Genomic DNA, 23,747 nt, shown 5'->3' on the forward strand with positions numbered 1-23,747 from the left:
CATGAATCAAAGCGAAAACATGAGCCTCGACAGTACGGTGTCGGCTCTTCTCAAAGCCCAGGCAAGGGCGTTGCTTGAAGACGCCTTCGTCTGGGACGCACACGGCGGCTTCACCAGCAAGACAGACCAAGATCTCTCGCAGCTCTCCCGCTGGGAAACCGCGCATGTGGATTTCCTGTCGGTGAACGTCGGATTCGACATACATCCTTGGGAGCATACGATCAGCGTCCTGGCCGCTTATCGGTATTGGTTCGCGGCAAGGCCTGAACGCTTCGTACTCGTCGACACCTTCGAGGACGTGCTGCGGGCCCGACGCGAAGGCAAGATGGCGATCGCCTTCGATCTGGAAGGCGCGGTTTCCCTGAACGGACAGGTCGAGATGCTGGCGGTGTACCGCCGTCTCGGCGTGCGTCAGGCGCACTTCGTCTACAACCTCAACAACGCGGCCGGCGGCGGTTGCCAGGATGACGATACGGGCCTGACAGCGTTCGGCGGCAGTCTTGTGGACGAATGCAACCGGCTGGGCATTCTGATCGACATGTCGCATGTGGGCGCGCAAACGAGCTTCGACATCATCGAACGCTCGGCGTTGCCTGTGGTCTTTTCGCATTCCAATCCCAAGGCCCACACAGAGCATCCGCGCAATATCACCGATGCGCAGATGGCCGCCGTGGCCGCAAAGGGCGGGCTCGTCGGCGTGACCGGCGTGGGCCGCTTCCTGGGCGATCCGGACGCGTCCTCGGAAAGTTTCGTGCGTGCGATCGACATGACCGTTGAGCGCGTCGGAGTGGCCCACACGGCGATCGGCCTCGACTATACGTGGGCACCTGGCGGTCCGGCGCGCGCCCCAGCTTTCTGGCCGCCGGAGTTCTATACGGGGAAATTCGCCTATCTCGGGCCGCACCAGCTCGAGGAAATCACGGAGATGCTGCTCAGACGAAACTTCCGTGAGTCCGAGATACGGGCCATCTACGGCGAAAACTACCTCCGTATCGCGCAACAAGTGTGGGCGTCCGAAGCTTTAACCTAAAAGCCTGACTCAACTATTTCCTTACCATACACTTGACATGACACAAAGCAACGTTGGGACGACGCGGATCGAGCAGGATGCGCTCGGATCAATGGAACTCGAAAGCGGCATAAGCTACGGCATACAGACCGCTCGAGCGGTGCAGAACTTTTCGATCTCGGGAAAGACCATTGCAGACGTTCCATACCTGGTGGCAAGCATCATTGACGTAAAGCAAGCTGCAGCTGTCGCGAATGAACGCATCGGCGTCCTCGCTCCTGAAATCTCACTCGGCGTTCAATGGGCAACTAGGCAGGCGAGACAACGGATCGACGCGGGCACTTTTCCAGTCGACGTCTACCACGGCGGTGGGGGAACATCCGCGAATATGAACGTCAACGAGGTGCTAGCGCATCTAGCTAACGCATGGCTCAGCAAGGCCGACAAGCAAGCGATCGTACACCCGAACGATCACGTAAATCTTGGCCAGTCGACGAACGACGTGATTCCTTCGGCGATGAAGATCGCTACCTTCATGCACTTAGGCGAACTAGAGGCCTCATTGGTGCATGTAGTAAGGGTATTGAGCGACAAGGAGGCTGAGTTCGAAGGTGTCGTCAAACTTGGCCGCACCTGTTTGCAGGATGCGCTACCCGTTACACTTGGTCAGCAATTCAGCGGATACCGGTCAGCGGTCGAGCGGCAAATCGATGAGTTGCGTCGCGTGCAGAGACTCTGTCTCGAACTGCCGCTCGGGGCAACGGCGGTCGGGACCCAGTTTGGCACATCGAGGGGTTACGTAACAGCGGTCTACGAGAGTCTGGAAGCGATCACGGGCATTCCGTTCCGCAAAGAGCCTAACTTTTTCGATGGCCTACAAAATGCTGACGTGTGGTTGTCGATCTCTTCGGTACTGAAAGCGATCGCATCAGTTTTGAACAAGCTCAGTTCTGACCTCCGGCTAATGTCGTCCGGTCCGCGCGCAGGATTAGCGGAGATCGAGTTGCCCGCGGTGCAGCCAGGGTCGTCGATTATGCCTGGCAAGGTGAACCCGGTGATCCCTGAAATGATTATGCAAGTTTATTTCCGCGTGCTCGGAAATGATCTCGTCGTGGCCCGTGCGTGCGAGGGGGAGCTAGACCTCAACGTCTGGGAGTCCGTCATCATCGCGAGTATCAGCGAATCCATAACGCTCCTTGCCGAAAGTAGCCTTTTGCTCGCCGATCGTTGCGTGCTTGGCATCAAGGTCAATGTTGAACGCTGCCTACAAAATGCACGCGAATCTCTGGCGATGTCAACAGTCGTCGCCGCGCTGCACGGCTACAAAACGGCAAGTGCCGTGGCTAGAGAGGCTGCGAGCCGCCAAGCCACGATTGAGCAGGTAGTTGTGGAGAGCGGCCTGATGACGGAGCGGGACGCACAGCAATACCTGGACCCTGCCTTACTGACAGAACCACACCGCTTCCACGAGGTCTTCGCATCGCCAAAGGGACGCGAGATAGCACATCTGAGCCGGGATGAAGGTCGAGAATAAGCGGACCCTATGAAATATGAAGTGCCACCCTTGTCTCGTATGAGGTCAATTCGGCGATCCTTCGCAGTTAGCTAGTAATTCGCATAACGCGTCGAACAACAGTCGGATGCGCGCGGGCTGGGCGTTCTGTGCCGGCGGTACACATAGAGGTTAGTTGGGGTGGCTTTAGATGTTCCAACATCGACACTACGCGCTTTTCCTGAAGGAGCGGCGTAGCAAGATGACCAGGTAGTTGTCCAAAGCCGATACCCGACAGTACGGCTTCGCATTCCGCTTCGGCGGCTATCGAGCGGGGAGAAGGCTTGCGCCTGGAAGGTCAAGCGGCCGCCGAACGACCTGCTTTCCGCGAAGAGCGGCCGGCGGGTTGGCTCTCGGCCTTTTCAACCGGTTTACCTGTCAGGACGCTGTCTCCAGAGGCCATATTTCCACGACGCAATGGGCGCCGCGCACGGCACGCCCGATACCTCATTGATGGTTTCGGCCATGTCGGCGGCCTCGATGATGGAAAACCCGGCGATCGGCAGGCTCGACGGCATGAATGGCCCTTCGGTCACGAAGCGCCGGTTTTCGAGACGGGGGAGAGGTTGGCCGATCGTCGCTTGCCGCCTTCCGTCGTAGCGCCGCCAAACGCCGGCTACATCTCGTCGCCGCGTGACGCACCGCCTCGATGATGTTCACCTAGCCTGTGCAACGGCAGATGTTGCCTTCGAGCGCGTGGCAGACGTTTGCTTCGTCGAGCGACGGCTGCTCGCGCAGGTAATAGGTCGACGCCATGATCATGCCCGGCGTGCACAAGCCGCATTGCAGGCCGTGATATTGCACGAACGCGTTCCGCACCGGATGCAGCGGAGCGTCGTTGCTTTCGCGCAGCCCTTCAACGGTCGTAGCGGCAGGCGGCCTCGATGTTGCGGCCGGAGTCAAGCAAAAAGGCCCGTAACAGTCTACCGTAACAGTCCGGGTGTTCGCGGGTCCGTCCGCCGCGGCGGATGCGATGAAAAACCGCGCGCCGCAACTGTGTGGCGGCGCGGCGAACATCCTATGCTTCCAGACGCAGATCGGCGATCGCGACGCCGCTCGCCGCATCATCGCGGATGCGCCGTTCGTGCTCTGCCGTGACTTACATCACAGCCGCGTCGGGCACCGCGCTGATATAGATGCGCGTGCCGGCTCGGAAGTCGCCTGAACACAGGAGGCGCCGGCCGGCGTACTCGGGCAGGATAATGCTGGCACCGAAAGCTGGATTGTCCACAATCGAATATCGACGCGGGTGCAACGCCGCGCTCTGGCAAGAAATGGGTACATGCATGACATGACGCGATCATTGACGAACGCACGCCGAATACGGCGCCCGAGTCCAGACGACCATCGCCGTTGCGTAAGACATGCGCGACAAGTCGCTCACAATCTTCAACGAACTTTAATGCTATCGTCAGCGGGCGGTATCAGCGCGAGAGCGGGTTCTTCCCCTAGAAGCCGACCTTCGTCCTTCGCCGTCACCTCGGCGCGCGGAGCCTTACGAACATACCACTCGTGACTCTCGATCTTTCATCGGCTGCGGTAATTAAAGCATCGGGCTGCCGGCGGTCAAACGCAACTCGAGCTTCCTGCAAGTTAGGGTGTGGAGGCGCCACGGAGCCCGGCGGTGCTTTGCGACGACCAACGCGTACTGTCCGCCGCAGGCAACTAGCATGTCCCGGGTGGTCAAGCCCGCTTTCTCGCACCTAGTACCATTGAAGAACGGATAATCAACTCGACTGAAGGACGTCTATGGACTCGAACGCGAATATCCCTGGCCCGAGCTCTGACGCCGCCCTGCGGATTAGAGCCATTGAAGAAATTCTTACTGAGAAAGGCGTCATTGACCCTAAGGCAGTAGATGTTCTTGTCGATATGTTCGAGCACAAAATTGGGCCGCGTAATGGGGCGAGAGTCATCGCGAAAGCTTGGACAGACGCCGATTATAAGAAGCGCTTGCTTGCCGACGCGACTTTAGCCATCGCGGAGTTGGGTTTCTCGGGTCTGCAAGGCGAAAGCATGGTGGTCGTCGAGAACACGGATACCGTCCATAACGTAATCGTATGCACATTGTGTTCGTGCTATCCGTGGCCGACGCTTGGACTCCCCCCGGTTTGGTACAAGTCGGCAGCCTACAGGGCCAGAGCAATCAGTGACCCTCGAGGTGTTCTCAAGGAGTTTGGCACTGAGATCGCTGAAAATGTCGAAGTGCGAGTGTGGGACACGACCGCGGAACTTCGATATCTTGTTCTTCCACAGCGGCCAGCTGGTACCGACGGTATGCGTGAGGATGAGCTTGCCAAACTGGTGTCCCGGGACTCAATGATTGGTGTCACAAAAGCGCTCGAACCGGCCAATGGCCAAGCTAACTGAGGACTGTCTTCATGAACAGCATCGCAGACATCGGTGGCATGGAAGGTTTTGGCCCGGTCACCCCAGAGCAGAACGAGCCGGTTTTTCATCAGGAATGGGAGCGACGGTGCTTTGGAATGTTTCTCACCTCCGCTGCAGCTGTTGGCTACGGCGTCGATGAATTTCGTCATGGGATGGAGAGCTTGCCGCCGATTCACTACCTCTCGGCCTCATACTACGAACACTGGCTCGGCGCATATGAACAAATCTTCGCCAAGCGGGGCGTGATTACGCCGGACGAACTAGAACAGCGAGTAGCGGCATTGAAGCGGGAGGACCAAGCAAATGCTTAAAGCAGACAAAATTGCAGCCGCAGTAGCGGCGGGCGGTGTATATCGGAACGACGCAAAAGTTGCTCCTTCCTTTTCAGTGGGCGACCGCGTGAGGGTGAAGAACCATCAGCCTAGTGGCCACACCCGGCTCCCTGGCTATGTGCGACTAAAGAAGGGCATCATCGCCATCGACCACGGGGTATTTGTCTATCCGGACACAATGGCCCATGGAAACGGCGAGACCCCACAGCACGTCTACACCGTGCACTTCGAAGCGACTGAAGTGTGGGGGGGCAAGGGCGTCGCAGGTGATACGGTTCGTGTTGACCTCTTTGATGACTATCTCGAACGCTGCGAGTAACGATGGCACTTCTTAACGAGCAGGTGGTCCTTCTCCGCGAGCGCGCAATGCCTCTCTGCGTCGACGGAGATATGGTCTTCAAAGAGCCCTGGGAAGCGAAAGCTTTTGCGCTCGTGGTCACGCTTTCGCAAGAAGGGCGGTTCACTTGGTCCGAGTGGGTCGAATGCTTTTCGGCGCATGTCGAACGCGCGACGAGCGCAGAGGCTGAAAGAAGAACGGCGCGAACTTACTATGAGCAGTGGGTGGATGCGCTGGAAGAGTTGCTAGTGAAAAAAGGAGTAACCTCCACTGAGCAGATCTATGCTAAGCGCCTATCTGCATTCGCGCCGTCTCTAGGCCATACAGTAAATAGAACTTGACCAGCAGAGTGTCGAAGAGTGCGCGGAGCTAGACGTGAACGCTACAAGACAAATCGAATCGAAATTGCCTGTGACCATTCTCACTGGCTTCTTGGGCGCGGGAAAGACTACGTTGCTCAAAAACATTCTCAGCGAGCGTCAAGACGAGCGAATCGCGATAATTGAAAACGAATTTGGCGAAACAAGCGTCGACGCGGACCTTTTGTTCGAGGACCGAAGCGAACAGGTAATCGAAATAAACAACGGGTGCATCTGCTGCAAGGTACGCGGTGACCTTGTGCGCATCTTGTCCGATCTCTATCGTCGCCGCGCTGCAGGCGAGATTGATTTCAGTCGTGTAATTATCGAGACGACCGGCTTGGCCGACCCGGCCCCCGTCGCGCAGACCTTCTTCGTTGAAGAAGACATTTCCCAATGCTATGTCCTCGATGCCATCGTCACACTTGTTGACGCTGTCCATGCCGGCGCCCAGCTCGATGCGCATCATGAGGCGGTCGAGCAGGTGGCGTTCGCGGACAGACTGCTGGTGAGCAAGGCAGATTTGGTCGGCTCTCAGGCGGTAGAAGCGCTTTCAGCTCGTCTACGCAAAATCAATGCTCGCGCACGAATAGCATTGGTCTGCTTGGGTCGAACGGACCTCCAAGCTCTTCTAGATGTAAGTTGCTTCTCTCTTAGTTCGGTACTCGACATCGAGCCTGACTTCCTCAGCGACGTGGCTCACGAGCACGACGATGAAATCGGGTCATTTGTGTTTTCCTCGCTGCTGCCTTTCGACCCAGCAATGATTACCCAGCATTTGCAAGAGATGATTCAAAAGCATGGAACGGAACTGATGCGCTACAAGGGCGTCTTGTCGTACGCCGGCTTTGAGCGCAAGGTCGTTCTTCAAGGCGTACATATGGTCATGCGCTCCGATGTGGGACAGCCTTGGTTCGACGAAAAACGCGTGACGAACATCGTGTTCATCGGTCGAAAGCTGCCAGAGCGTGAGATTAGACGAGCGCTCGAAGGCTGCTTGATACAACCGGCCGCGCCAGCGGCGGCATAGCAAGGAAGAAGAGCGGTGCGGCAGCGCTATGGATGGACTTACCAAGGGGATGCACCAGACGCCCAACGCGCAATCAATTGACCCCTCGTTGAGCCGCATAACCAAACGTTTCAGATCAGACCGATCCGTCTGCACCAAATCTACTGATGGAGAGCGACAATGCGCAATCGAAGTGTCGAGCAACTGATTGCTACGACGGCTGAACACTCAAATCTCCCGCTTGAACAGGGCCGGGTCGCAATCATCAGCGAAATTTTGGCAGCGTGGCTGAAAGACGCGAACGCCCTGTCAGCGAAGATGAGCGCACCGGAATTCGCGCACGTGACGCCGATCACGGGGTTTCTACAAACCGCCGTACACGGTGAGGTGACGCATGAGCTGTGAATTGGCAAGACTGTCGATTGCTGCGGCGGCGAAACTAATTCGCAAAGGTGAAGTCAGCCCGACCGATCTGCTTAACGCTTCCCTTGCCGAAATTGAACTACATAACGATGGTCTGTGTGCGTTCATCTCAGTGACCGAAGACTCAGCAAGAAAAGCCGCGACTGCGGCGGAACTAATGCTCTCCGCTGGATACGACCTTGGTCCTCTGCATGGCGTGCCACTCGCGATTAAGGACAACATTGGGATCCGTGGCCAAAGAACCACTGCTGGGAGCAAGATCCTTGCTGATTGGTATCCGGAAAAGGATGCGACTGTTATCGCCAAGCTGAAGCAAGCAGGGTCAATCTTTGTCGGTAAAACTAATATGCATGAGTTCGCGTGGGGCGGCACTTCAGCCAACCCTCACTATGGGCACGTGCGCAATCCGTGGGATACAAGCAGGTTCCCCGCTGGCTCGAGCGGCGGTTCCGGGGCTGCCGTGGCCGCAGGCCTTTGCTTCGGAGCGCTTGGTACAGACACAGGCGGATCTATTCGGCTACCGTCCGCGATCAATGGATGTGTCGGGCTGCGGCCTACATACGGAAGAGTTAGTAACTCAGGTATTATCCCGCTTGCATGGAGCATGGACACCGCTGGCCCAATGACTCGAACGGTGGAAGACTGTGCATTGATCTTCAACGCGATCGCAGGGCCCGATCCGATGGACCTTGCAACGTCGCCCTGCGCCGTTGATGATTATGTTGCCCGGCTCGATTCGGGCGTGCGAGGTCTGCGTATTGGAGTGGTGCCGCGATACTTTTTCTCGCATCTGCAAGCAGAAGTGAAGGAAGCTGTGGAGCAAGCGTTGCGCACCTTCGAGGGCTTGGGCGCGCAACTTATCGAAGTCGATATCAAGCACATTGATGGGAATATTTCCGCGCAACTCACCATCGAGTCAGCAGAGCCGAGTACATACCATCAAGATGCTTTGCGTGTGCGGCCGCGCGATTACGGGAGCGATGTGCGCGCGCTCTTAGAGGTGGGCGAGATGCTTTTGGCGACGCACTACCTGCAAGCTCAACGTTACCGGTCTCTCCTTCGCGCGGAGTTCATCGATGCATTTAGGAAGGTTGATGTTTTTGTTTGCCCTACCTTACCATTCACTGCAACGACCTTGGGAGCAACCAAGGTTGTCATTGAGAACGATGTCGAAGAGGACATGCTATCCGCGATCATGCAGTTCACCGGGGTGCCGAGCTTGACCGGCCTTCCCTCGCTCGCTGTTCCATGTGGGTTCGATTCGGATGGCCTACCGATCGGCATGCAGATCATTGGCGCACCGTTCTCAGAGTCAAAGCTTTTCTCAGTGGGACACGCGTTTCAAACAGCGACGGACTTCCATACAAGACATCCTAGCCCATCAGCATAGTCCCGACGACGCTGCTTTACAGAGAGAGGTGGGGCCCTCACGTGTCGGCATGGATTCTAGCGTCAGGCGATAACCGTGCGGCGGCAGAAGGGAACGCTTTAGCATTGCTGTTCCCATAGCACCGGGCGAACGATTGTGGCGCTCGCGGTGTTGGTCGAAGTCGCTCCCGCGACACAGCCGGGGTCTGCGGACCATCGAACCCCGCTGATCGCGCGTAGGCAGTTATGCGTAGTCTCGTCCCCGAGACTTGAGGAGAGGAGGATGCCGCAAGGACTCGCACAATCGATAAAGCCCGTCGAGTGGCGAGCGTTGCGGATTGCCTTGTCTGCGCTAGACAAATGTAATGGCAAGGAGAGGCAAGTCTAAGTCCGGAGTTGAGCCTAGCATTGGGTAAGGTCGAGCGCCTCGTAATGCGCCTGCCCTTTTTCGGGCCGCAACGGCCTGTTCCTTCCCGTCTAACCCACCATCGAAAGAAAGGAGCGAGCATGAGCGAAGCAGTCACCGGTGCGGTGAGCACCCCGTCCGCGATCCCCCTGAACGAAGTTGCGCCTTGGCTTGTCTTTGGAGGATTGCTTTGCCTGATTGCAATCTATTTCGTTGGTGCCGAGCAAAGCGCAACCTCGCTCATCTCGGGAACATATGTCCACGAGTTTGTGCACGATGGCCGGCACCTCCTTGGGTTTCCTTGTCATTGAGGTGCGGAAATGGCTGGTAGATTGTTGTTGCGTGGGATGCTTGCAGGCGTCATTGCTGCATTAATCGCCTTCGTCTTCGCACGACTGGCAGGCGAGCCGCTAGTTACTAGCGCGATTGCTATCGAGCAACGCAGTGCGCACTCTACTTTGTTGCAGGACGATGCGGGCAAGTTATTGCCTCATGCTCATCAGCACCATCACGAGGAAACTGCTTCGGACAATGTGGTGAGTCGGCAAACACAAAGCGGAGCCGGCTTGCTGACAGCGCTGGTCGGATTTGGGGCAGCGATAGGCGGATTATTCTCACTTGTATTCGCCGTTGTCTATGGTCGCATTTGGAAAGCCGATGCAACGACACTGTCGTTGTATCTTTCGATCGGCGGCTTCATAGCGCTGGCGCTGGTGCCAGCTTTGAAGTATCCACCTAACCCCCCTGCCGTTGGGAGTCCCGAGACGATCGGAGCCCGCACGGCGTGGTTTTTCGTGGCCATTGCCTTGTCAGTGGCGCTTCTGGTTGTTGCACTACGCTTTTACAGCGCTTGGCGTTTCAAGCTTGGGAATACGAAGGCGGCCCTCTTGTCGGTATCCATGTATATGGCCGCGGCTGCGGTACTCTTCCCTGCAATGCCAACGATTGATGAAGTTCCGACCGGGTTTCCTGCAACTCTTTTGTGGAATTTCCGGATAACAGCTTGGGGCTTGCAGTGCCTACTGTGGACGAGCCTTGGCCTCGCGTTTAGTTGGCTGTCTCATCGCGCAAGCATGAAACAGCGCCGTTCCGGGAAAGATGTGTTGTATTGATGGCGTCCATCTTGCTGTCTGTGGTTAATTTCGCGTCTTTTAGCGATCAGAAGATCAAAACACCGAATCTTGGACCTATGCAACTGCAACGCCCATCGGTAAGCCTAGCTTCATGCGCGTCGGCGTCTCGGAAAAACGTCTGGTTCGCGGTAAGCGCTCGTTTGAGCGCACCGAATGCGGATGTCTAACAAGGCGTCGTCGAGACGTTGCTCAGGGGGCGAGGGCTTTCAGATAGCGCCGCTCTCTTTCAAGATCTTCCTCAAGTTGGCGCCGATGCTCCGTAAAGGAGCAGAGGATGTCCCGCATGATGTAAAGGAGCTGTTCTGAGTGCGACGAATCTCTTCCGCACTCCTTCTGGTCGCTAACGCGCATTTCTTGCTGCGCGATTCGCCGCAGGGCTTCCGCGATCTGACGATCCGCCAGCACTAGCGCGGATTCTTCGCTCTGAGGAGGCATGGTGGCGGCCGGTCTCGAGTCGCAGCAAGGGTGTCGCTGTGGTTGCCTTATGAGGATACGCCCAGAATTCGGAGGTAGCGGTCGGGTGTTCGGCATCGATCCGCTGTCGGGGTTATATCGGTCTGATCAAGCGCGGTATGGCTTTCTGAAACGCGTTTCGCGAAGTTGAACGGCAGGAGGTCAGTGACATCGCCCCTGCGGCTTGCGCTGCGGCAGTTCGGTGAGCACATGCAGGACATATGCATAGGGCTCAACGTTTCGAGCGTACGCCAGCCGGAATACTCTTCTCGGTCATAAGCAGGCCCTTGTAGCCCGCAACAAAGGCCTGAGGATATTGCTCTCGGCGCGCCTTGGCTGATAGTCGAACAGCATGATGGGCTCAGAACAGCCTTTGGCGCTGCGGTAACACCCACATGCACGAGGTGCTCTGGGCGGGCGGCTTTGCCCGGCTCTTTGAGCACCTGTACCGTTGTTTGTCTCGTCGTCGTGAGCCAGCTGTTGCGACAGGAGTGTCTTGCGCAGCGCCTCGTACAGGCGACTGTGGTTTGTCCGGAAGCGGAGCATGATCGGGCATGCACCGCAGTTTACAAACCATTGCCGAGCTCCACGCCTTGGTGCTCGAGCAGCAGGCATCGATGGCGAAGATGCGCCAGGAGATCGCCGAACGCGACCAGGAGCTCGAGCGCCTGAAGGCGCAGATCGACAAGCTCAGGCGCATGCACTTCGGTCGCAAATCCGAACAACTTGACCGGCATATCGATCGGCTTAGCCTTCGACGCGGTTTAGAACATCGACAATGCGGCCGTGCGACGGGGTTGTCAGAACCGTACGCAGCATTTCGGCGTCAACTACGCCATCGACCTTGACCACCGCCCGGCCGATCCGAACTTCAATCGTGCCGACGCTCGTGGAGGGCTTCACGATTTCCTATTGGACCGACGGTGTTGAAGTGCTTGTGCCCGACGCGCTTTCTACGACCGTTACCGGAACAAGCGGCAAGCTGCTCGGCGCCGATACCGGCGCCGCCACTTGAACAACATATTCGCGTTGATGCCATGCTCTCGGGCGAGGTTCGAAACCGAGACGCCAGGCTCACATGCAGCCTCGGCCAGGCGGCGTCGAAACTCCGGACTGTGGTTTGGGCTTCCTCTACGCGTCCCCGACGCCGGTTTCTCTTCTGATCCCAAAATGGTTCCCGCTACTCGAAAATGACATTTGTGTGGGCGATGTTCAACATTGTCTGATGCGAGCGATCCCGATTGGTCGAACGCTCGAACGCATGCGGGAGGGGTCGGTCGTGTTGGCTGTACAGGACACGACCGACTTTAATCTTACGCATCTGCATGCGACGGAAGGTCTAGGCCATTGCGCAGGCCATAATCATCGCGGTTTTATGATGCATAGCATGCTGGCGGTAACCCCAGAAGGGTTGCCGTTGGGTGTGTTGGGCATGAAGACCTGGACGCGTACACCCGAGGAGCGCGGTAAGGGCGAGTTGCGCAGGCGGCGCACGATCCGGGAGAAGGAAAGCGCGAAATGGCTTGAAGGACTGGAACACCTGAGCACGCTCAAAGCGCATTGTCCGCAGACGCATTGCATTGGCATATGCGATCGTGAGGGAGACATCTACGACGTATTCAAGGCCGATCGCCCTGCTGGTGTGAACTTTCGCCGTTAAGGAACCAAACCGTTTTCGGCGTAAAGGCGCCAGGGACTTTTCGGCGTTTAGGCGCCACAAGTCTTTCGGCATATAGGCGCCGGTAGATTTTCGCCGTAAACGCGCCTTTGGCGTCTGAGTCGGGCGCTCGAACTTCGCCAACCGCTACTCTCCTGGCACGCATTTGCTCCGGAGGGTGGCTTGAAGAGGAAGTTCGAGATGTACCAATATCGACAGGTTCTGGTGCGAATGCGCCAGGGTGACTCCGACCGGGATATCGACCGGTCGAAGATCATGGGCCGTAAGAAGCTCGCGGCCGTGCGGGAGATCGCGACCGAGCGCGGGTGGCTTTCTCCGGACAACGCTCTGCCGGATGACGCGCAGCTTGCTACAGCGTTCAGCCGCAAGGAGTTCCTGCCCACGAGCTGTATCTCGTCGGCCGAGCCGTGGCGCGAACAGATTGCCCAGTGGCATGACGCAGGCGTCCCCGGCACGACGATTCACAGCGCGCTGGTGCGAAACCACGGCTACGCGGGAAGTTACTCATCCGTCTACAGGCTGCTTCAGCAATTGAAGGCGGAGCTCACGCCGGACGTACCGATGCGGCTGGAGTTCAAACCTGCAGAAGCCGCGCAGGTTGATTTCGGCGCAGGTCCGACCATCACCGATGCGCACACCGGCGAGATCCACAAAACGTGGTTCTTTGTGATGACGCTGTGCTGGTCGCGGCATCAATACGTTGAGTTTGTCCGCGACCAGAGCGTCGACACATGGTTGCTATGTCACCGTCATGCCTTCGAATGGTTCAATGGCGTAGTGGGACGCGTCATCATAGATAACCCCAAGTGTGCCATCGTCAAGGCCTGTATCTACGAACCCGAAGTCCAGCGCGCTTACGCGCAATGCGCCGAAGGGTACTTGTTCAAGGTCGATCCATGTCCGCCGAGGGACCCGGCTAAAAAAGGAATTGTCGAATCGGGCGTCAAATACGTGAAGTCGAGCTTCCTTCCTCTTCGCGAATTCCGTGATCTTGACGACGCCAACCGGCAAGCGCAAGCCTGGGTGATGCAAGAGGCCAGCACCCGGACCCATGGCACGACGCGCGAGGTGCCGCTCAAGCGTTTCGAAGGTGTCGAACAGGCGCTGTTGCAGCCGCTTCCCGATGTGCCACCGGAGCTGGCAACCTGGGCGCGCGTGAAGGTCCATCGCGACGCCCATGTGCAATTTGAGCGCGCCTATTATTCCGTGCCGTTCCGGCTTGCCGGTAAAGATCTATGGCTCAAGGCGACCGCCACCATGGTGCAGCTCTACTACGAGCACGAACTGTCGGCATCGCATGTCCGCCAAACTGCGCCAGGAACGCGTATCACTGTGGCCGATCACATGCCGCCAGCAGCACAGGCCTGGCAAATGCACGACACCCAATGGTGCCTGAGAGAAGCGCAACGCATCGGGCCGTCCTGCTACGCGCTTGTTCACGCGCTCTTTGGCGATCGGGTTCTCATCAAGCTGCGCGCCGTACAGGGCGTGCTGCGCTTCGCCCAGCAGTTCGGCGCATCTCGCCTGGAGGCGGCCTGCCGTCGCGCGAATCACTTCGGCAATCCAAGCTACAAAGCCGTCAAGCTGATCTTGCAGAAAGGCCTCGATCAGACCTGGCTGTCGAACGAACCTGTTGAATCGGGCGCGACCACCTACACCCACGGCGGCCGCTTCTGCCGCGATACCCAGACTCTCCTGATCCATTGAACATGAATCCAATTCCCGAACTCACGTCTTCTCTTAAGCAATTGCGACTATCCGGCATCCTCGACACGCTCGAAGCACGCAACCGTGAAGTCATCGACCGCAAGCTTGCCTATACAGACTTCCTGACGTTGCTCATCCAGGACGAGATCGCACGGCGCGATCATCGAAAGCTCGACGCCCGCATGCGCCGCGCCAACTTCCGTGGACAGAAGACACTCGAGGGTTTCGACTTCGACCGGCTACCCAACCTCAATCGCGCCGTCGTCCATGATCTCGCGACCTGCCGGTTCATCGATGAGAGGGTCAGCGTGCTGATCGCCGGTCCGTGCGGAACGGGCAAAAGCCATCTGGCGCAGGCACTGGGCCATGCGGCCGCCCGGCAAGGTCACGATGTCCTGTTCATGACCCAGACCCGGCTTCTCAGCACGCTACGCAACGCGCAAGCCGTGGGCTCCTACGAACGGCGATTCCAGGCGCTTGCCAAGGTGCCGTTGCTCATCATTGACGACTTTGGACTGAAACCCATGCGCACGCCCGAAGACGAAGACTTCCACGATCTCATTGCCGAGAGGTACGAGCGTACATCGACTGTCTTAACGAGTAATTTGGATTTTACGGAATGGGGCGACGCGTTCGCGACCAACAAAATGCTCGGCGCCGCAACGCTCGATCGCCTGCGACATGCGGCATACCGCGTCGTGCTCGACGGTGAAAGCTATCGCGTCCCTCGTCCGATGCCCGAGAGCAACAAATCAGCACTTGCGAAAGGAGGTAAAAACAAGGATTCTTGATCCCCGTTCGAGCCCCGAAACAGGCGCCTTTCTCTGGCGCCATTACGCCGAAAACACCCGGCTCCTTTACGGCGAAAGGCAACAGCTGGCGTCGACTGGCTAGTTCGTGCGAGCTGGAATCGCAGGGTGGCGCATCCGCAGAAGTATCTGTGGGATACGATCGTCGCAGCGCCGGTGCTGGGCTTCGATGGATTGAGGATTCCAGGTACGGGTAGCACGGTCGCACGCACCGCACGCCTAACGTTGCGATGCGCGCCAGTGAGCTTGCGCCCACCGCGCTATCGACGCCCCAGAAGATTACCCAACGTTGAGGTGTTCGCGATTCACGCCATAGAAGCGGATGTTGCCGAAGGTCATGAACCCCTTGAATGGATGCTACTCACCTCGGTGCCCACGAATACTCGCGAAGAAGCACTGGAGCGCCTGAAATGGTGTGAGCGGCGTTGGACGATCGAGTCGTGGCATCGCATACTCAAGAGCGGTTGTCGCGTCGAGGCACGGCAATTCGGCAATCTCGATCGATTCGTGCGTGCCACCGCCTTATTTGCCGTAATCAGTTGGCGCATCTTGTACGCGACGTTGCTGGCTCGAATAGACGGCGATCTGCCATGCGATGTGCTGCTTCAACCACTCGAATGGCGCGCGTTGTATTGCCGCGTACACAACACGACGACGTTGCCTGCTCGGCTTCCAACGCTGATGCAGGTCGCGCTATGGATCGCAAAACTCGGCGGTTACCTCGCGCGCAAGCATGATCGTCCACCTGGGCCAACCGTTATGTGGCGCGGCTTTCTCGCTCTGCACGAGATTACGGAGATGTACCGCATCTTCAGGCAGAACGAATGACCTTATTTGTGGGTAAAGACCAGACTCGAAAATGGTGGGAACCACTTTGGCGTCTCAGATTGCGCAGATCAAGACGGCCGTGCCGCGACGCTTACCCTGATGCGCCGACACCGACAAGAAGCAAACCAGGGGGTAAACCGTTATCGGCGGACCTGCCGCGCCAGCGCATTGAATAGGGCCTACCCAAAAGCGAGAAGGTAGGTCCGTGCTGCGCGCATGGTCTGCGCCGTTTGGGCGAAGAGGTCAGCGAACAATAGCATGTCGAAGCAAAGGCCTCAGTGCTTCAGCACGCTCGCTTCAAATTCGCATGTCGTCCCGAGCGTCACGCGGAGCGTACGCCGGTGGTCACAGCGCCGATGCCGGCGCAGGCGTTGACGGGAAGTAATGCCAGTGCGGCGATGATCGCCACCGTTCTGCCGGCAAATATGTCGACCGGGACGCCTCTATACCGGATGTCCAGCGCTGGCACGCGCGGATCGAGATCGGGCGTGACATTTGGCGAACTGGATCAGTCTCGATCAACTAGGAGCGCACAGAACCTTTATCCTTTGAGCGCTTCGCGCAATTCACGGCGCACGACCTTCCCGGTTGCCGTCAGCGGGAGCGCGTCGATGAAGCGCACGATACGCGGGTATTCGTGCGCAGCGAGGTTAGTTTTCACGTACTCTTGCAGATCGTGCGCGAGCGCATCGCCAGGCGCATGCCCCTCGTTGAGCACGATGAAGGCGCAGACAATCTCGGTGCGCGCAGCATCGGGCGCACCGACCACCGCCGCAAACCGCACCGCGGGGTGACGGGTCAGGCAATCTTCGATAGGTCCGGGGCCTATACGGTAGCCAGCGCTGGTTATGACGTCGTCGTCGCGGCCGAGAAAGTGAATGAATCCTCCGTCGTCCTCCCGACCGAGATCGCCCGTGATAAGAAAGTCGCCGCGATATTTCGCTGCGGTAGCGGCGTCATCGTGCCAGTAGCCGAGAAACATCACCGGATCTGGCTTCGCGACGGCGATCGAACCGGTTGAGCCGCGCGGAAGACGCCGACCGTTCTCATCGACTATCGCGACATCGTGACCTGGCACTGCTCGCCCCATCGCGCCGCCGACCGGCGAGAACCATCGCGCGCACGACGAGAGCACCATGTTGCATTCAGTCTGGCCGTAGAACTCGTTGATCGTCACGCCGAGCGTCGCGCGTCCCCACGCTAGCAGCGCCTCCCCCAGCGGCTCGCCTCCGCTTGCCACCGAACGCAACGCGAGTTGCGGCGGCGCGGCGAGCGAGGTCGCTCGCATCATTTTCAAAGCTGTCGGCGGCAGGAAGGCGTGGCTCACGCGATGCCTTGCGAGCAGCTCGAAGGTGGACGCGCCGTCGAACTTATCGAACCGGCATGCGAGTACCGGCACGCCGTGATGCCATGCGGGCAAAAGAACGTCGAAGAGGCCACCGATCCACGCCCAGTCAGCGGGCGTCCACATTAGGGCGGCGTCGCGAGGAAAGCCCTGTTGCGACATCTCCACGCCCGGCAGATGACCAAGCAAGACTCGGTGCGCGTGTAGGGCACCCTTTGGTTTGCCAGTAGTGCCGGACGTGTAGATGATGATCGCAGGATCGTCGGCGGCGGTATCAACGCGCGGATCGGAGACGCCGGCGACTCCGATCACGTTCCAGAACGACGGCGCTTCGCCATTGGTTAAGAAGCGATGGTGCAGTTCGGGCAACTCGACGTCGATGGCATCGAGCTTGGCGGCGCCCTGGCGGTCGGTGATGATCGCTCGCGCGCCGGAATCGGCGAGACGATATGCGAGGGCCTCGGTGCCGAAGAGCGCGAACAGCGGCACTGCGATGCTTCCGATTCTGTAAGCCGCCAGGTGTGCGACGGCCGCTTCGACCGACTGTCGCACAAAGATCGCGACGCGATCGCCCCGCACTACGCCGTGGGCGAGCAGCGCGTTGGCGAAGCGCACCGATAAAGTGTGCAGATCGTCGAACGTGTAGCGCGAATCGGTGCCGTCGGCATGCTCGACGATCAGCGCAAGACGCTGGGACCCGTCGGCCCATTTGTCGCAGGCGTCGTGCGCGATGTTGTAGCGTGCGGGCACCCGCCACGTAAAGTCGCGCGCGGCGTCTTCGTAGGAACTGCAATCGGCTGGTAGCATGGGTCTCGTCGGCGCGTGGCAAAGTCGCCATCTTAGCGGTCGGGCGCCAGCGAGCTTGACCGAGCGGGCCGGATCGCTTGTTTTACTGGGACAGCGCCCGCCGTCGCAGTAGTGCGCGAAAACCGATTAGCTCAGCGGCTGGCTTTCTCGGGGTTTCAGCGTCGCGATCGCACATGCGCCGATAAAATGCTTTTCGCGGACCCGTTGCTCGGCGGTCAACTGACCGGCGACTCGACATCCATTCGCTGCGCTTCGGACCCACTGCGTCACCGGGCGCGGCCGCGCGCACCGTGCTAGTTGCCGCAGCGGCGCAGCAGTGGCGATGCAATCTCGATAGTTTTAACGCGCAGGGCGGCATGGTCATGCGCGTATCGAGCAAACAGAGCGCGAACTATCGCCGATCTCGTGGAAGCGGCCGCAAAGATGCTCGTACCGCAGAGGCTGACGCTCAAGACCTCGAAGGATCCAAGGCTTATCGGCAAGCCAGTCAAGCGGCTGTATTCGCCGGGGAAGGTGGATGGCGCTGCGAAGCTCAGCCTTTGGTTTGATGAGCGTGTGTGGGTCATCTGCGAGCACATCTGTGCCGGCCGTCAAACGCGGCGCGGCCGCGCTCATCGTTCAGTGGGATGAAGGGCCCGGGCGCGGGCGTGACGACGGCCCAGTTCTGAGACGACATGGCGACAGCCGCCCAGCAAAAGACTAAAAAGACTGATGTATCGCGTGGAATGACGGGAACGCAGACAAGGCATTCTCCCATGCGAAAACACGCGTCGATGCCGGTCTACGAACAGTCGCTTCTCACGCCACGCGACCATGGAGCCGATCAACTGCACAGTGCACGTCAGGGCCGGTCCGGGCGATATTGGACCGGCAAGCAACTTCCCACCCACATCCCCGATGCGGGCATGGAGGCTCCGGGTTTACTGGCGGACAAGATCGCCAGCGACGGACGACTGTGCGCCTGTCTATTACGTTGCTGTCTGCTTCCATAGGCGCAGCAAGCAAGAGGAACTTACTTGATTGGACGCTGACCGATAGTGAAGAGCCGGGCGCCGAAGTTCGCGTCACGTGGCTTCGTGCGCGGCGTAGAACGCCGCGGCGCGTGGCAGGCGCCGGCAAACCTCCGACGCTGCTACGCGTCCTCGTGCGTGCGGCCCCGATGGAAGAGCGCGGCGAGGATCGCTACAGCGCATAACGCGACCACATAGATAACTGGCGCGCGCACAGTCACTGCGCTCGCGAGGGCAATCAGGATCGGCGTAAGGCCGCCGAAAATTGCATATGCGACGTTGTACGAGAACGAGATGCCGGAGAACCGGATCGCCGGGGGAAACGCGCGCACCATCATCAGCGGGATTGCGCCGATCATGCCCACTGCGAAGCCCGTCGCCGTGTACGAAAAAAGCCACGCGCCCAGCGGCGCGCCCGCTGACAGCTGGCAATAGAACCAGGTGAAGCTTGCTGCTAGTAGCATGGCGCCGCATGAAAGCACGATGCGCGGACCCATCCGATCGGAAAGCGCACCGGCGACGACGCAGCCGATCGTCAGCGCGACAGTGGCTATGCTGTTCCCAACGAGAGTGTCGGCGGCGGGCAGATGGAAGTTCTTTTGCATCAGCGCGGGCATCATCAGCACGATCACAATAATGACCGCTGACAGCGCCCATGTGAGGGTCATCGAGAGTGCGACGCCACGCCAGTGCGAACGCAACACAGTCCTTAGCGGCAATTCCGAAGCGAGTGCGCGATTCGCCTGCAATTCGCGAAAGACGGGCGTTTCCTCGAGCCAGCGTCGCAGGAACATCGCCGCGATGCCGAACACGCCGCCCGCCAGAAACGGCAGCCGCCATGCGTAAGTGAGGATCTCGTTGCGGGTGAACGCAGTGTTGATCCCGGTGGCGATTAGCGAGCCGAGCAGAATCCCTGCGGTGAGGCCACCCGTAAGCGTGCCGCATGCGAAGCCGACGTGACGGCGCGGCACGTGCTCGGCGACGAACACCCAGGCACCAGGCACTTCGCCGCCGACTGCGGCACCCTGCAGCACGCGCATCGCGAGCAGCAGCAGCGGTGCTGCGAAGCCAATCCGCGCGTACGGTGGCAGCATCCCGATCAGGAGTGTGGGAACCGACATCAGCAGCACGCTCAGCGTAAACATTTTCTTACGGCCCAGTACGTCGCCGAAATGCGCCATCACGACGCCGCCGACCGGCCGAATGAAATATCCGATCGCAAAAATGCCAAAGGTTTGCAACTGACGCAGCCATTCCGGGCTGCTGGGCGGAAAAAAAAGGGTGCCGATCACCGACGTAAAGAATACGAATATCACGAAATCGTAAAACTCAAGCATGCCGCCGAGCGCGGCAAGTGCGAGCGTGCGGTAGTCACGGTGGCCAAGTGGACGCGATCGTTGCGACTGAGGAAGCGGCGTGTCGATCGGCAGCGCTTGATGAGGCGGCGTGTGCATAAAAATATCCGTTTTGGTCCGTATAGGGATAGCGCATCGTAAGAAGCGGAAATTGCTGACGCCTGACTTACCGCGCCAGCTTGATGGTCCGCCCCGGCCAGAGACGCTGCCGCACGGCGACGCAAGCGGCACTGATGCAGGCGTCTACTCGCTCGTTGCCGCGCGTTTGCAGGTCGCACGTTCCAACAGGTGACCGATTTTCGTCAGCTAGCGCCGTCGCTTCCCGATACGGTTACCGCCTGCATTTCTCGGTAGCGCGGATTGCAATTACGCCGAGGAAAACTCAGCATCACTGCAATGGCTGCCCCATCTGCGAAGTTTTGAACGGTACGTAGTTGTACTGACCCCCGCCTTGTACGATCAGAAAGAGACACGCGTTTCCGCTTGTACCGGAAACAAAATGCGGCTGTCGCGCGTGCGCGCGACACGTTTCGCCAGGCATCAGCACGTTCGTGGCGTCAGGATTGCGCGTGATAACCCGCATCGGGCCGTCGATGCAGAAAAATGTATCTGCGACATGGTCGTGGCTATGCCATGGCACGCAGCGCTTTTCGCCGAGACCGAGGATCAGCACGCGCAGCGCGTCTGCGCGCGCAAGCACGTCGACCCGCGTGTAGCCGGCGCGATAGGCGTCGAGATCGTCGTCGACGACGCCGTCGAAAGCGTTGTCGCGTGGTGCGGGCTCGTCGCGCAAAAACGGCTCACGGTCCATATGCGCGACGCTCGCCTCGGACAAGTCCCACGGCGCGCCGGCTCTGATCAGCACAAACCGTACGTCGCAGTGGGGCGCCGCCAGTCGATAGGTCAGATTCGGTGGAAACGTGTATAGCTCGCCTGGTACAAGATCAGCTGCGTACATCGGCTTATCGATGTCGATGCGTAGCCGTCCGTGCAGACACATGACGATCACGCTCGCGGCCGAGTGGCTGCGCCACGACGTTGCCTGCGAGCGCGGTAGCACCGCTGTGCCGATCGCAAGTCCGGGCACCGAATCGAGCGCCGTTTCGACTGCAGGGAAGAAATCTGCCAATTGCGCTGTCATGGACTTCCTCTGGTTGAGTATTTTTTTTGCTGTACGTATGATGACTCGCACGCACCGGGCGCATGCTGCAGCCCAGCGGGGCATGAAGCCCGATCGTAGCTGAGCGCTCGCGCGGTGAGTGGCTTCTGCCAGCCGCCTGTTTGGAACGTGGGCGACAGGCGGAGGCAGTTGCCATGGCAGCAAGCAGTGAAACTGCTAGTTGCCAAATCCGCTAACGACTCTTAGATTAAGCTGTCGAACCTCAGACGAACACAGCTAACCGCACATCTCCCGACGGGCTTTTGTAGGTTTCTGGGCCATGGATCACATCTATACGACTGTCGCCGTCCCGCCATCGCAACGTTTTGCTTACTGGCAGGAAGTCGTTTGTCGCCATTGCATTCCCGCGGCGAGCGTGCCCCTCGACGGCAACCCGTTTGACGGCAGCCTGCGCGTGCGTGATCTAGGCACGCTGAGCATGAGCGAACTAATTGCGCCGCGTCATAGCTGGAAGCGCGAGAGCACACATATCCGCACCGGACCAAACGACAGCTACTGGGTTGGCCTGATGATGCAAGGGGAGGGAAGGCTTGAGCAGGACGGCCGCGCTGTTCTTCAGCATGAAGGCGATCTTGTGCTCTACGACGCGGCGCGGCCGTTCCAATTCGAGCTAGCAGCGGGCGCGCTCTGCATCGTCGAAGTGCCGCGCAAGGTGCTGAACTACCGTTTTCCGCTCGCGGAAGCGTTTACCGCAACGCGGATCGGCGCAGGTCTGCCGACCGGCGATTTGCTAACGCGGATGATTCGCGAGGCGAACGCGCTAAAGCTGTCGGAGAATCAGGCAAGCACCGCCTCGCTAGTGGCGAGCGCGATCGTTGATATGCTGGCGGCGACCCTCGAATGGCAGGCGGGGCGACCCGGTCATGTCTCCGCACATGAGGCGCTGGTTGCGCGCACTAAGGCGTATATCGATCGCAATCTCGACGTGCCGACACTAGATGTCGAACAGATAGCCGCGGCGCAGGGGGTATCGAGTCGGACGCTCACGCGCGCGTTCGCACAGCAAGGTGCGACGCCGATGAGTTGGCTTTGGAAGCGCCGCATCGAGGCGAGCTATTGCGCCCTAAAGGAAGCCAGTGTACGCAACGTTACTGAAGCGGCCCTTCGCTTCGGTTTTTCCGACCTTTCGCATTTCAGTCGCGCCTTCAAGAAACAGTACGGTGTTTCGCCGCTTGCTGTGAAAAAAGAGAGCGACTCTCCGAAACATTCGTCGAAAACTGCTTCGAGCAGCCGGTGAGCGAGTCCCGCCTCTCACGCGCGCCTGATGAGCGAGCACAGCAGGCTTTATCGCGGGAATGACGTTGCGAAATGTGATCAATCGGCCACCATTGGCCGACAGACGCGCCTGCCGGATCTCCAATAAGAGAGTCGACAAATGGAAATCCATTGCGTCACATGCGGGCACTCAACGGCAACTGGCGTGACGGCGAGACTGCGTCGATTGACAAGACCGCGTCAAAAACCAGAAACTCCAATCTCGCCGGGCGCTCCCCGATTGTCGAGCCTACAGCGCTCTCTCAGCCTCGCGGGCGACGAAGTGAGGCGACTGTGCCATCAAATGCCGCCGGCATAGTCAACATGTCGTCTTGCACGGCGACGACACATTTGCGCCGCCGAGTACTCTACTCGGCGAACAAAGGCGCGAACCGAGATACCTTTGGCCAACGGCGACCGAAGTCTCGTAATGTAGAGGCGCTACCTAGCCTGGTCTCGCTTCTGAGAAGCTTGGTTTGCATCTGCGGAGAGTCTATTCTGCTTCGATGGCGCCGAGCTCCGGAAGTATTTGGCGACGAGACCGGTGGAGCGCACCGTCAAAACACGCTCCTATACCGGAACTTCTCGGATTCCATATTTCACGTCGGAGGACGGCTTGTTGCTGAAACGACCAATCCGGCGTCTTGAAAACGTCTTCTCAAGCATACGTTACACTCAGTCCGCGCCCACGCATCGCTCTGCGTATCGGGCCGCGAAGGCACGCGTCGCGTTAGCCAAATCCGCAGCGCGCGCCCGCCGTCTGGCGTCTAGGTGCGATGTTCCCTTCGACACGGCGAGTTCAAGGTCGATCGCGGCATCCTGAAGGTCCGCGTCCAATGCTCCGCGCCGGAACAGTGTGTCGAGAGTAATCGCACCGGAAAGAACTCGCGAAACTTCGGGGTTGCGGCCGGCTGCCTGTTCGTCAAGTGAGTAGGCGGCATCTAGAAGCCCTGTGTAGATTCGGTCGCATTTTCCCATCAGGAGCTCCGTCTGAGCGATACA

24 protein-coding genes and 3 pseudogenes are annotated in these 23,747 nt (G+C 59.0%); 19 read left to right on the top strand and 8 right to left on the bottom strand.

All coding sequences use genetic code 11. The features are described from left to right. The first annotated feature begins 1 nt into the window (after position 1). Together NCS02_RS32650 and NCS02_RS32655 are read left to right on the top strand one after the other, a co-directional pair. Positions 2-1,030, top strand: coding sequence for a dipeptidase (locus tag NCS02_RS32650; RefSeq protein WP_250523583.1), 1,029 nt, complete (start codon positions 2-4; stop codon positions 1,028-1,030). 37 nt (positions 1,031-1,067) lie between these two features. Next, positions 1,068-2,543 (top strand): aspartate ammonia-lyase, encoded by a 1,476-nt coding sequence (locus tag NCS02_RS32655; protein ID WP_250523584.1) that lies wholly within the window; start codon positions 1,068-1,070, stop codon positions 2,541-2,543. Between the two features lie 389 nt (positions 2,544-2,932). Here the strand turns inward: NCS02_RS32655 and NCS02_RS32660 are convergent, their stop codons facing one another. Both NCS02_RS32660 and NCS02_RS36555 read right to left on the bottom strand, forming a co-directional pair. Beyond that, positions 2,933-3,079 (bottom strand): hypothetical protein, encoded by a 147-nt coding sequence (locus NCS02_RS32660; RefSeq protein WP_250523585.1) that lies wholly within the window; start codon positions 3,077-3,079, stop codon positions 2,933-2,935. A 142-nt stretch (positions 3,080-3,221) separates the two neighbouring features. Further along, positions 3,222-3,365 carry a 2Fe-2S iron-sulfur cluster-binding protein gene (locus NCS02_RS36555; RefSeq protein ID WP_250523586.1) on the bottom strand — a complete coding sequence of 48 codons (144 nt, stop codon included), beginning with the start codon at positions 3,363-3,365 and terminating at the stop codon, positions 3,222-3,224. 169 nt (positions 3,366-3,534) lie between these two features. Here NCS02_RS36555 and NCS02_RS32670 point away from each other — a divergent pair, with 169 nt between their 5' ends. From NCS02_RS32670 to NCS02_RS32715, 10 genes are all read left to right on the top strand, one after another. Then, entirely contained in the window at positions 3,535-3,726 is a 192-nt protein-coding gene (locus NCS02_RS32670) for a hypothetical protein (protein WP_250523587.1), read from the top strand. 584 nt (positions 3,727-4,310) lie between these two features. Next, complete coding sequence (gene nthA, locus NCS02_RS32675; RefSeq protein ID WP_250523588.1) at positions 4,311-4,931, top strand: nitrile hydratase subunit alpha; 621 nt, start codon at positions 4,311-4,313, stop codon at positions 4,929-4,931. 11 nt (positions 4,932-4,942) lie between these two features. Next, entirely contained in the window at positions 4,943-5,263 is a 321-nt protein-coding gene (locus NCS02_RS32680; RefSeq protein ID WP_250523589.1) for an SH3-like domain-containing protein, read from the top strand. Beyond that, complete coding sequence (locus NCS02_RS32685) at positions 5,256-5,603, top strand: SH3-like domain-containing protein (RefSeq protein WP_250523590.1); 348 nt, start codon at positions 5,256-5,258, stop codon at positions 5,601-5,603. Before NCS02_RS32680 ends, NCS02_RS32685 begins: the two co-directional genes overlap by 8 nt. Before the next feature lie 2 nt (positions 5,604-5,605). Next, a complete protein-coding gene (locus tag NCS02_RS32690; protein ID WP_250523591.1) occupies positions 5,606-5,962 on the top strand; it encodes a nitrile hydratase accessory protein in 357 nt (118 codons plus the stop codon). A 34-nt stretch (positions 5,963-5,996) separates the two neighbouring features. Further along, positions 5,997-7,010: a CobW family GTP-binding protein gene (locus NCS02_RS32695; protein WP_250523592.1), complete on the top strand. Its 1,014-nt coding sequence runs from the start codon at positions 5,997-5,999 to the stop codon at positions 7,008-7,010. Between the two features lie 159 nt (positions 7,011-7,169). Further along, entirely contained in the window at positions 7,170-7,394 is a 225-nt protein-coding gene (locus NCS02_RS32700) for a hypothetical protein (protein ID WP_250523593.1), read from the top strand. Beyond that, positions 7,384-8,802 (top strand): amidase, encoded by a 1,419-nt coding sequence (locus tag NCS02_RS32705; protein ID WP_250523594.1) that lies wholly within the window; start codon positions 7,384-7,386, stop codon positions 8,800-8,802. Before NCS02_RS32700 ends, NCS02_RS32705 begins: the two co-directional genes overlap by 11 nt. Before the next feature lie 485 nt (positions 8,803-9,287). Further along, positions 9,288-9,497, top strand: coding sequence for a CbtB domain-containing protein (locus tag NCS02_RS32710; RefSeq protein WP_250523595.1), 210 nt, complete (start codon positions 9,288-9,290; stop codon positions 9,495-9,497). 9 nt (positions 9,498-9,506) lie between these two features. Then, positions 9,507-10,298, top strand: a complete 792-nt coding sequence (locus NCS02_RS32715; protein WP_250523596.1) for a CbtA family protein — start codon at positions 9,507-9,509, stop codon at positions 10,296-10,298. 611 nt (positions 10,299-10,909) lie between these two features. On the opposite strand, the pseudogene NCS02_RS36645 reads toward NCS02_RS32715, so the two are convergent. Next, a pseudogene (locus NCS02_RS36645) lies at positions 10,910-11,018 on the bottom strand (transposase domain-containing protein); the annotation flags it as partial. Beyond that, positions 10,982-11,300: pseudogene (locus tag NCS02_RS36650) on the bottom strand (IS66 family transposase); the annotation flags it as partial. The pseudogenes NCS02_RS36645 and NCS02_RS36650, both read right to left, overlap by 37 nt. A gap of 26 nt (positions 11,301-11,326) precedes the next feature. Here NCS02_RS36650 and NCS02_RS32720 point away from each other — a divergent pair. Continuing rightward, a pseudogene (locus NCS02_RS32720) lies at positions 11,327-11,530 on the top strand (IS66 family transposase); the annotation flags it as partial. An 86-nt stretch (positions 11,531-11,616) separates the two neighbouring features. Beyond that, the gene (locus NCS02_RS32725; RefSeq protein ID WP_250523618.1) at positions 11,617-11,787 is read left to right on the top strand and encodes a hypothetical protein; all 171 of its coding nucleotides are present in this window, start codon (positions 11,617-11,619) and stop codon (positions 11,785-11,787) included. On the opposite strand, the gene NCS02_RS32730 is transcribed toward NCS02_RS32725, so the two are convergent. Further along, the gene (locus NCS02_RS32730) at positions 11,735-11,941 is read right to left on the bottom strand and encodes a transposase (RefSeq protein WP_502800917.1); all 207 of its coding nucleotides are present in this window, start codon (positions 11,939-11,941) and stop codon (positions 11,735-11,737) included. The genes NCS02_RS32725 and NCS02_RS32730 overlap by 53 nt on opposite strands. Between NCS02_RS32730 and NCS02_RS32735 the strand changes: the two genes are divergently transcribed. The 4 genes from NCS02_RS32735 to NCS02_RS32750 all read left to right on the top strand — a co-directional run bounded on the left by NCS02_RS32735 (position 11,893) and on the right by NCS02_RS32750 (position 15,794). Continuing rightward, a complete protein-coding gene (locus NCS02_RS32735; protein WP_250523619.1) occupies positions 11,893-12,432 on the top strand; it encodes a hypothetical protein in 540 nt (179 codons plus the stop codon). The two genes, NCS02_RS32730 and NCS02_RS32735, sit on opposite strands and share 49 nt — an antisense overlap. Positions 12,433-12,630: 198 nt before the next feature. Further along, complete coding sequence (gene istA / locus NCS02_RS32740; protein ID WP_061121662.1) at positions 12,631-14,157, top strand: IS21 family transposase; 1,527 nt, start codon at positions 12,631-12,633, stop codon at positions 14,155-14,157. A gap of 2 nt (positions 14,158-14,159) precedes the next feature. Beyond that, a complete protein-coding gene (istB, locus tag NCS02_RS32745; protein WP_250523597.1) occupies positions 14,160-14,948 on the top strand; it encodes an IS21-like element helper ATPase IstB in 789 nt (262 codons plus the stop codon). Positions 14,949-14,981: 33 nt separating this feature from the next. Continuing rightward, positions 14,982-15,794: an IS4 family transposase gene (locus NCS02_RS32750; RefSeq protein ID WP_284507667.1), complete on the top strand. Its 813-nt coding sequence runs from the start codon at positions 14,982-14,984 to the stop codon at positions 15,792-15,794. A gap of 541 nt (positions 15,795-16,335) precedes the next feature. Here NCS02_RS32750 and NCS02_RS32760 read toward each other — a convergent pair. From NCS02_RS32760 to NCS02_RS32770, 3 genes are all read right to left on the bottom strand, one after another. Then, positions 16,336-17,946, bottom strand: coding sequence for an acyl-CoA synthetase (locus NCS02_RS32760; RefSeq protein ID WP_250523599.1), 1,611 nt, complete (start codon positions 17,944-17,946; stop codon positions 16,336-16,338). Positions 17,947-19,078: 1,132 nt separating this feature from the next. After that, entirely contained in the window at positions 19,079-20,410 is a 1,332-nt protein-coding gene (locus tag NCS02_RS32765) for an MFS transporter (RefSeq protein WP_250523600.1), read from the bottom strand. A 289-nt stretch (positions 20,411-20,699) separates the two neighbouring features. Beyond that, positions 20,700-21,536 carry a cupin domain-containing protein gene (locus NCS02_RS32770; RefSeq protein ID WP_250523601.1) on the bottom strand — a complete coding sequence of 279 codons (837 nt, stop codon included), beginning with the start codon at positions 21,534-21,536 and terminating at the stop codon, positions 20,700-20,702. A gap of 214 nt (positions 21,537-21,750) precedes the next feature. On the opposite strand from NCS02_RS32770, the gene NCS02_RS32775 reads away from it, so the two are divergent. Then, positions 21,751-22,728: an AraC-like ligand-binding domain-containing protein gene (locus NCS02_RS32775; protein WP_250523602.1), complete on the top strand. Its 978-nt coding sequence runs from the start codon at positions 21,751-21,753 to the stop codon at positions 22,726-22,728. Positions 22,729-23,747: the final 1,019 nt, after the last annotated feature.

Source organism: Caballeronia sp. NCF2 (assembly GCF_023631205.1).
GTDB lineage: Bacteria > Pseudomonadota > Gammaproteobacteria > Burkholderiales > Burkholderiaceae > Caballeronia > Caballeronia zhejiangensis.

Bases quoted from the DNA above. Each gene is read 5' to 3' on its own strand.
- NCS02_RS32650 (WP_250523583.1), top strand. From the start codon at position 2: ATGAATCAAAGCGAAAACATGAGCCTCGACAGTACGGTGTCGGCTCTT.
- NCS02_RS32655 (WP_250523584.1), top strand. From the start codon at position 1,068: ATGACACAAAGCAACGTTGGGACGACGCGGATCGAGCAGGATGCGCTC.
- NCS02_RS32660 (WP_250523585.1), bottom strand. From the start codon at position 3,079: ATGCCGTCGAGCCTGCCGATCGCCGGGTTTTCCATCATCGAGGCCGCC.
- NCS02_RS32670 (WP_250523587.1), top strand. From the start codon at position 3,535: ATGAAAAACCGCGCGCCGCAACTGTGTGGCGGCGCGGCGAACATCCTA.
- nthA (WP_250523588.1), top strand. From the start codon at position 4,311: ATGGACTCGAACGCGAATATCCCTGGCCCGAGCTCTGACGCCGCCCTG.
- NCS02_RS32680 (WP_250523589.1), top strand. From the start codon at position 4,943: ATGAACAGCATCGCAGACATCGGTGGCATGGAAGGTTTTGGCCCGGTC.
- NCS02_RS32685 (WP_250523590.1), top strand. From the start codon at position 5,256: ATGCTTAAAGCAGACAAAATTGCAGCCGCAGTAGCGGCGGGCGGTGTA.
- NCS02_RS32690 (WP_250523591.1), top strand. From the start codon at position 5,606: ATGGCACTTCTTAACGAGCAGGTGGTCCTTCTCCGCGAGCGCGCAATG.
- NCS02_RS32700 (WP_250523593.1), top strand. From the start codon at position 7,170: ATGCGCAATCGAAGTGTCGAGCAACTGATTGCTACGACGGCTGAACAC.
- NCS02_RS32705 (WP_250523594.1), top strand. From the start codon at position 7,384: ATGAGCTGTGAATTGGCAAGACTGTCGATTGCTGCGGCGGCGAAACTA.
- NCS02_RS32710 (WP_250523595.1), top strand. From the start codon at position 9,288: ATGAGCGAAGCAGTCACCGGTGCGGTGAGCACCCCGTCCGCGATCCCC.
- NCS02_RS32715 (WP_250523596.1), top strand. From the start codon at position 9,507: ATGGCTGGTAGATTGTTGTTGCGTGGGATGCTTGCAGGCGTCATTGCT.
- istA (WP_061121662.1), top strand. From the start codon at position 12,631: ATGTACCAATATCGACAGGTTCTGGTGCGAATGCGCCAGGGTGACTCC.
- istB (WP_250523597.1), top strand. From the start codon at position 14,160: ATGAATCCAATTCCCGAACTCACGTCTTCTCTTAAGCAATTGCGACTA.
- NCS02_RS32760 (WP_250523599.1), bottom strand. From the start codon at position 17,946: ATGCTACCAGCCGATTGCAGTTCCTACGAAGACGCCGCGCGCGACTTT.
- NCS02_RS32765 (WP_250523600.1), bottom strand. From the start codon at position 20,410: ATGCACACGCCGCCTCATCAAGCGCTGCCGATCGACACGCCGCTTCCT.
- NCS02_RS32770 (WP_250523601.1), bottom strand. From the start codon at position 21,536: ATGCCCCGCTGGGCTGCAGCATGCGCCCGGTGCGTGCGAGTCATCATA.
- NCS02_RS32775 (WP_250523602.1), top strand. From the start codon at position 21,751: ATGGATCACATCTATACGACTGTCGCCGTCCCGCCATCGCAACGTTTT.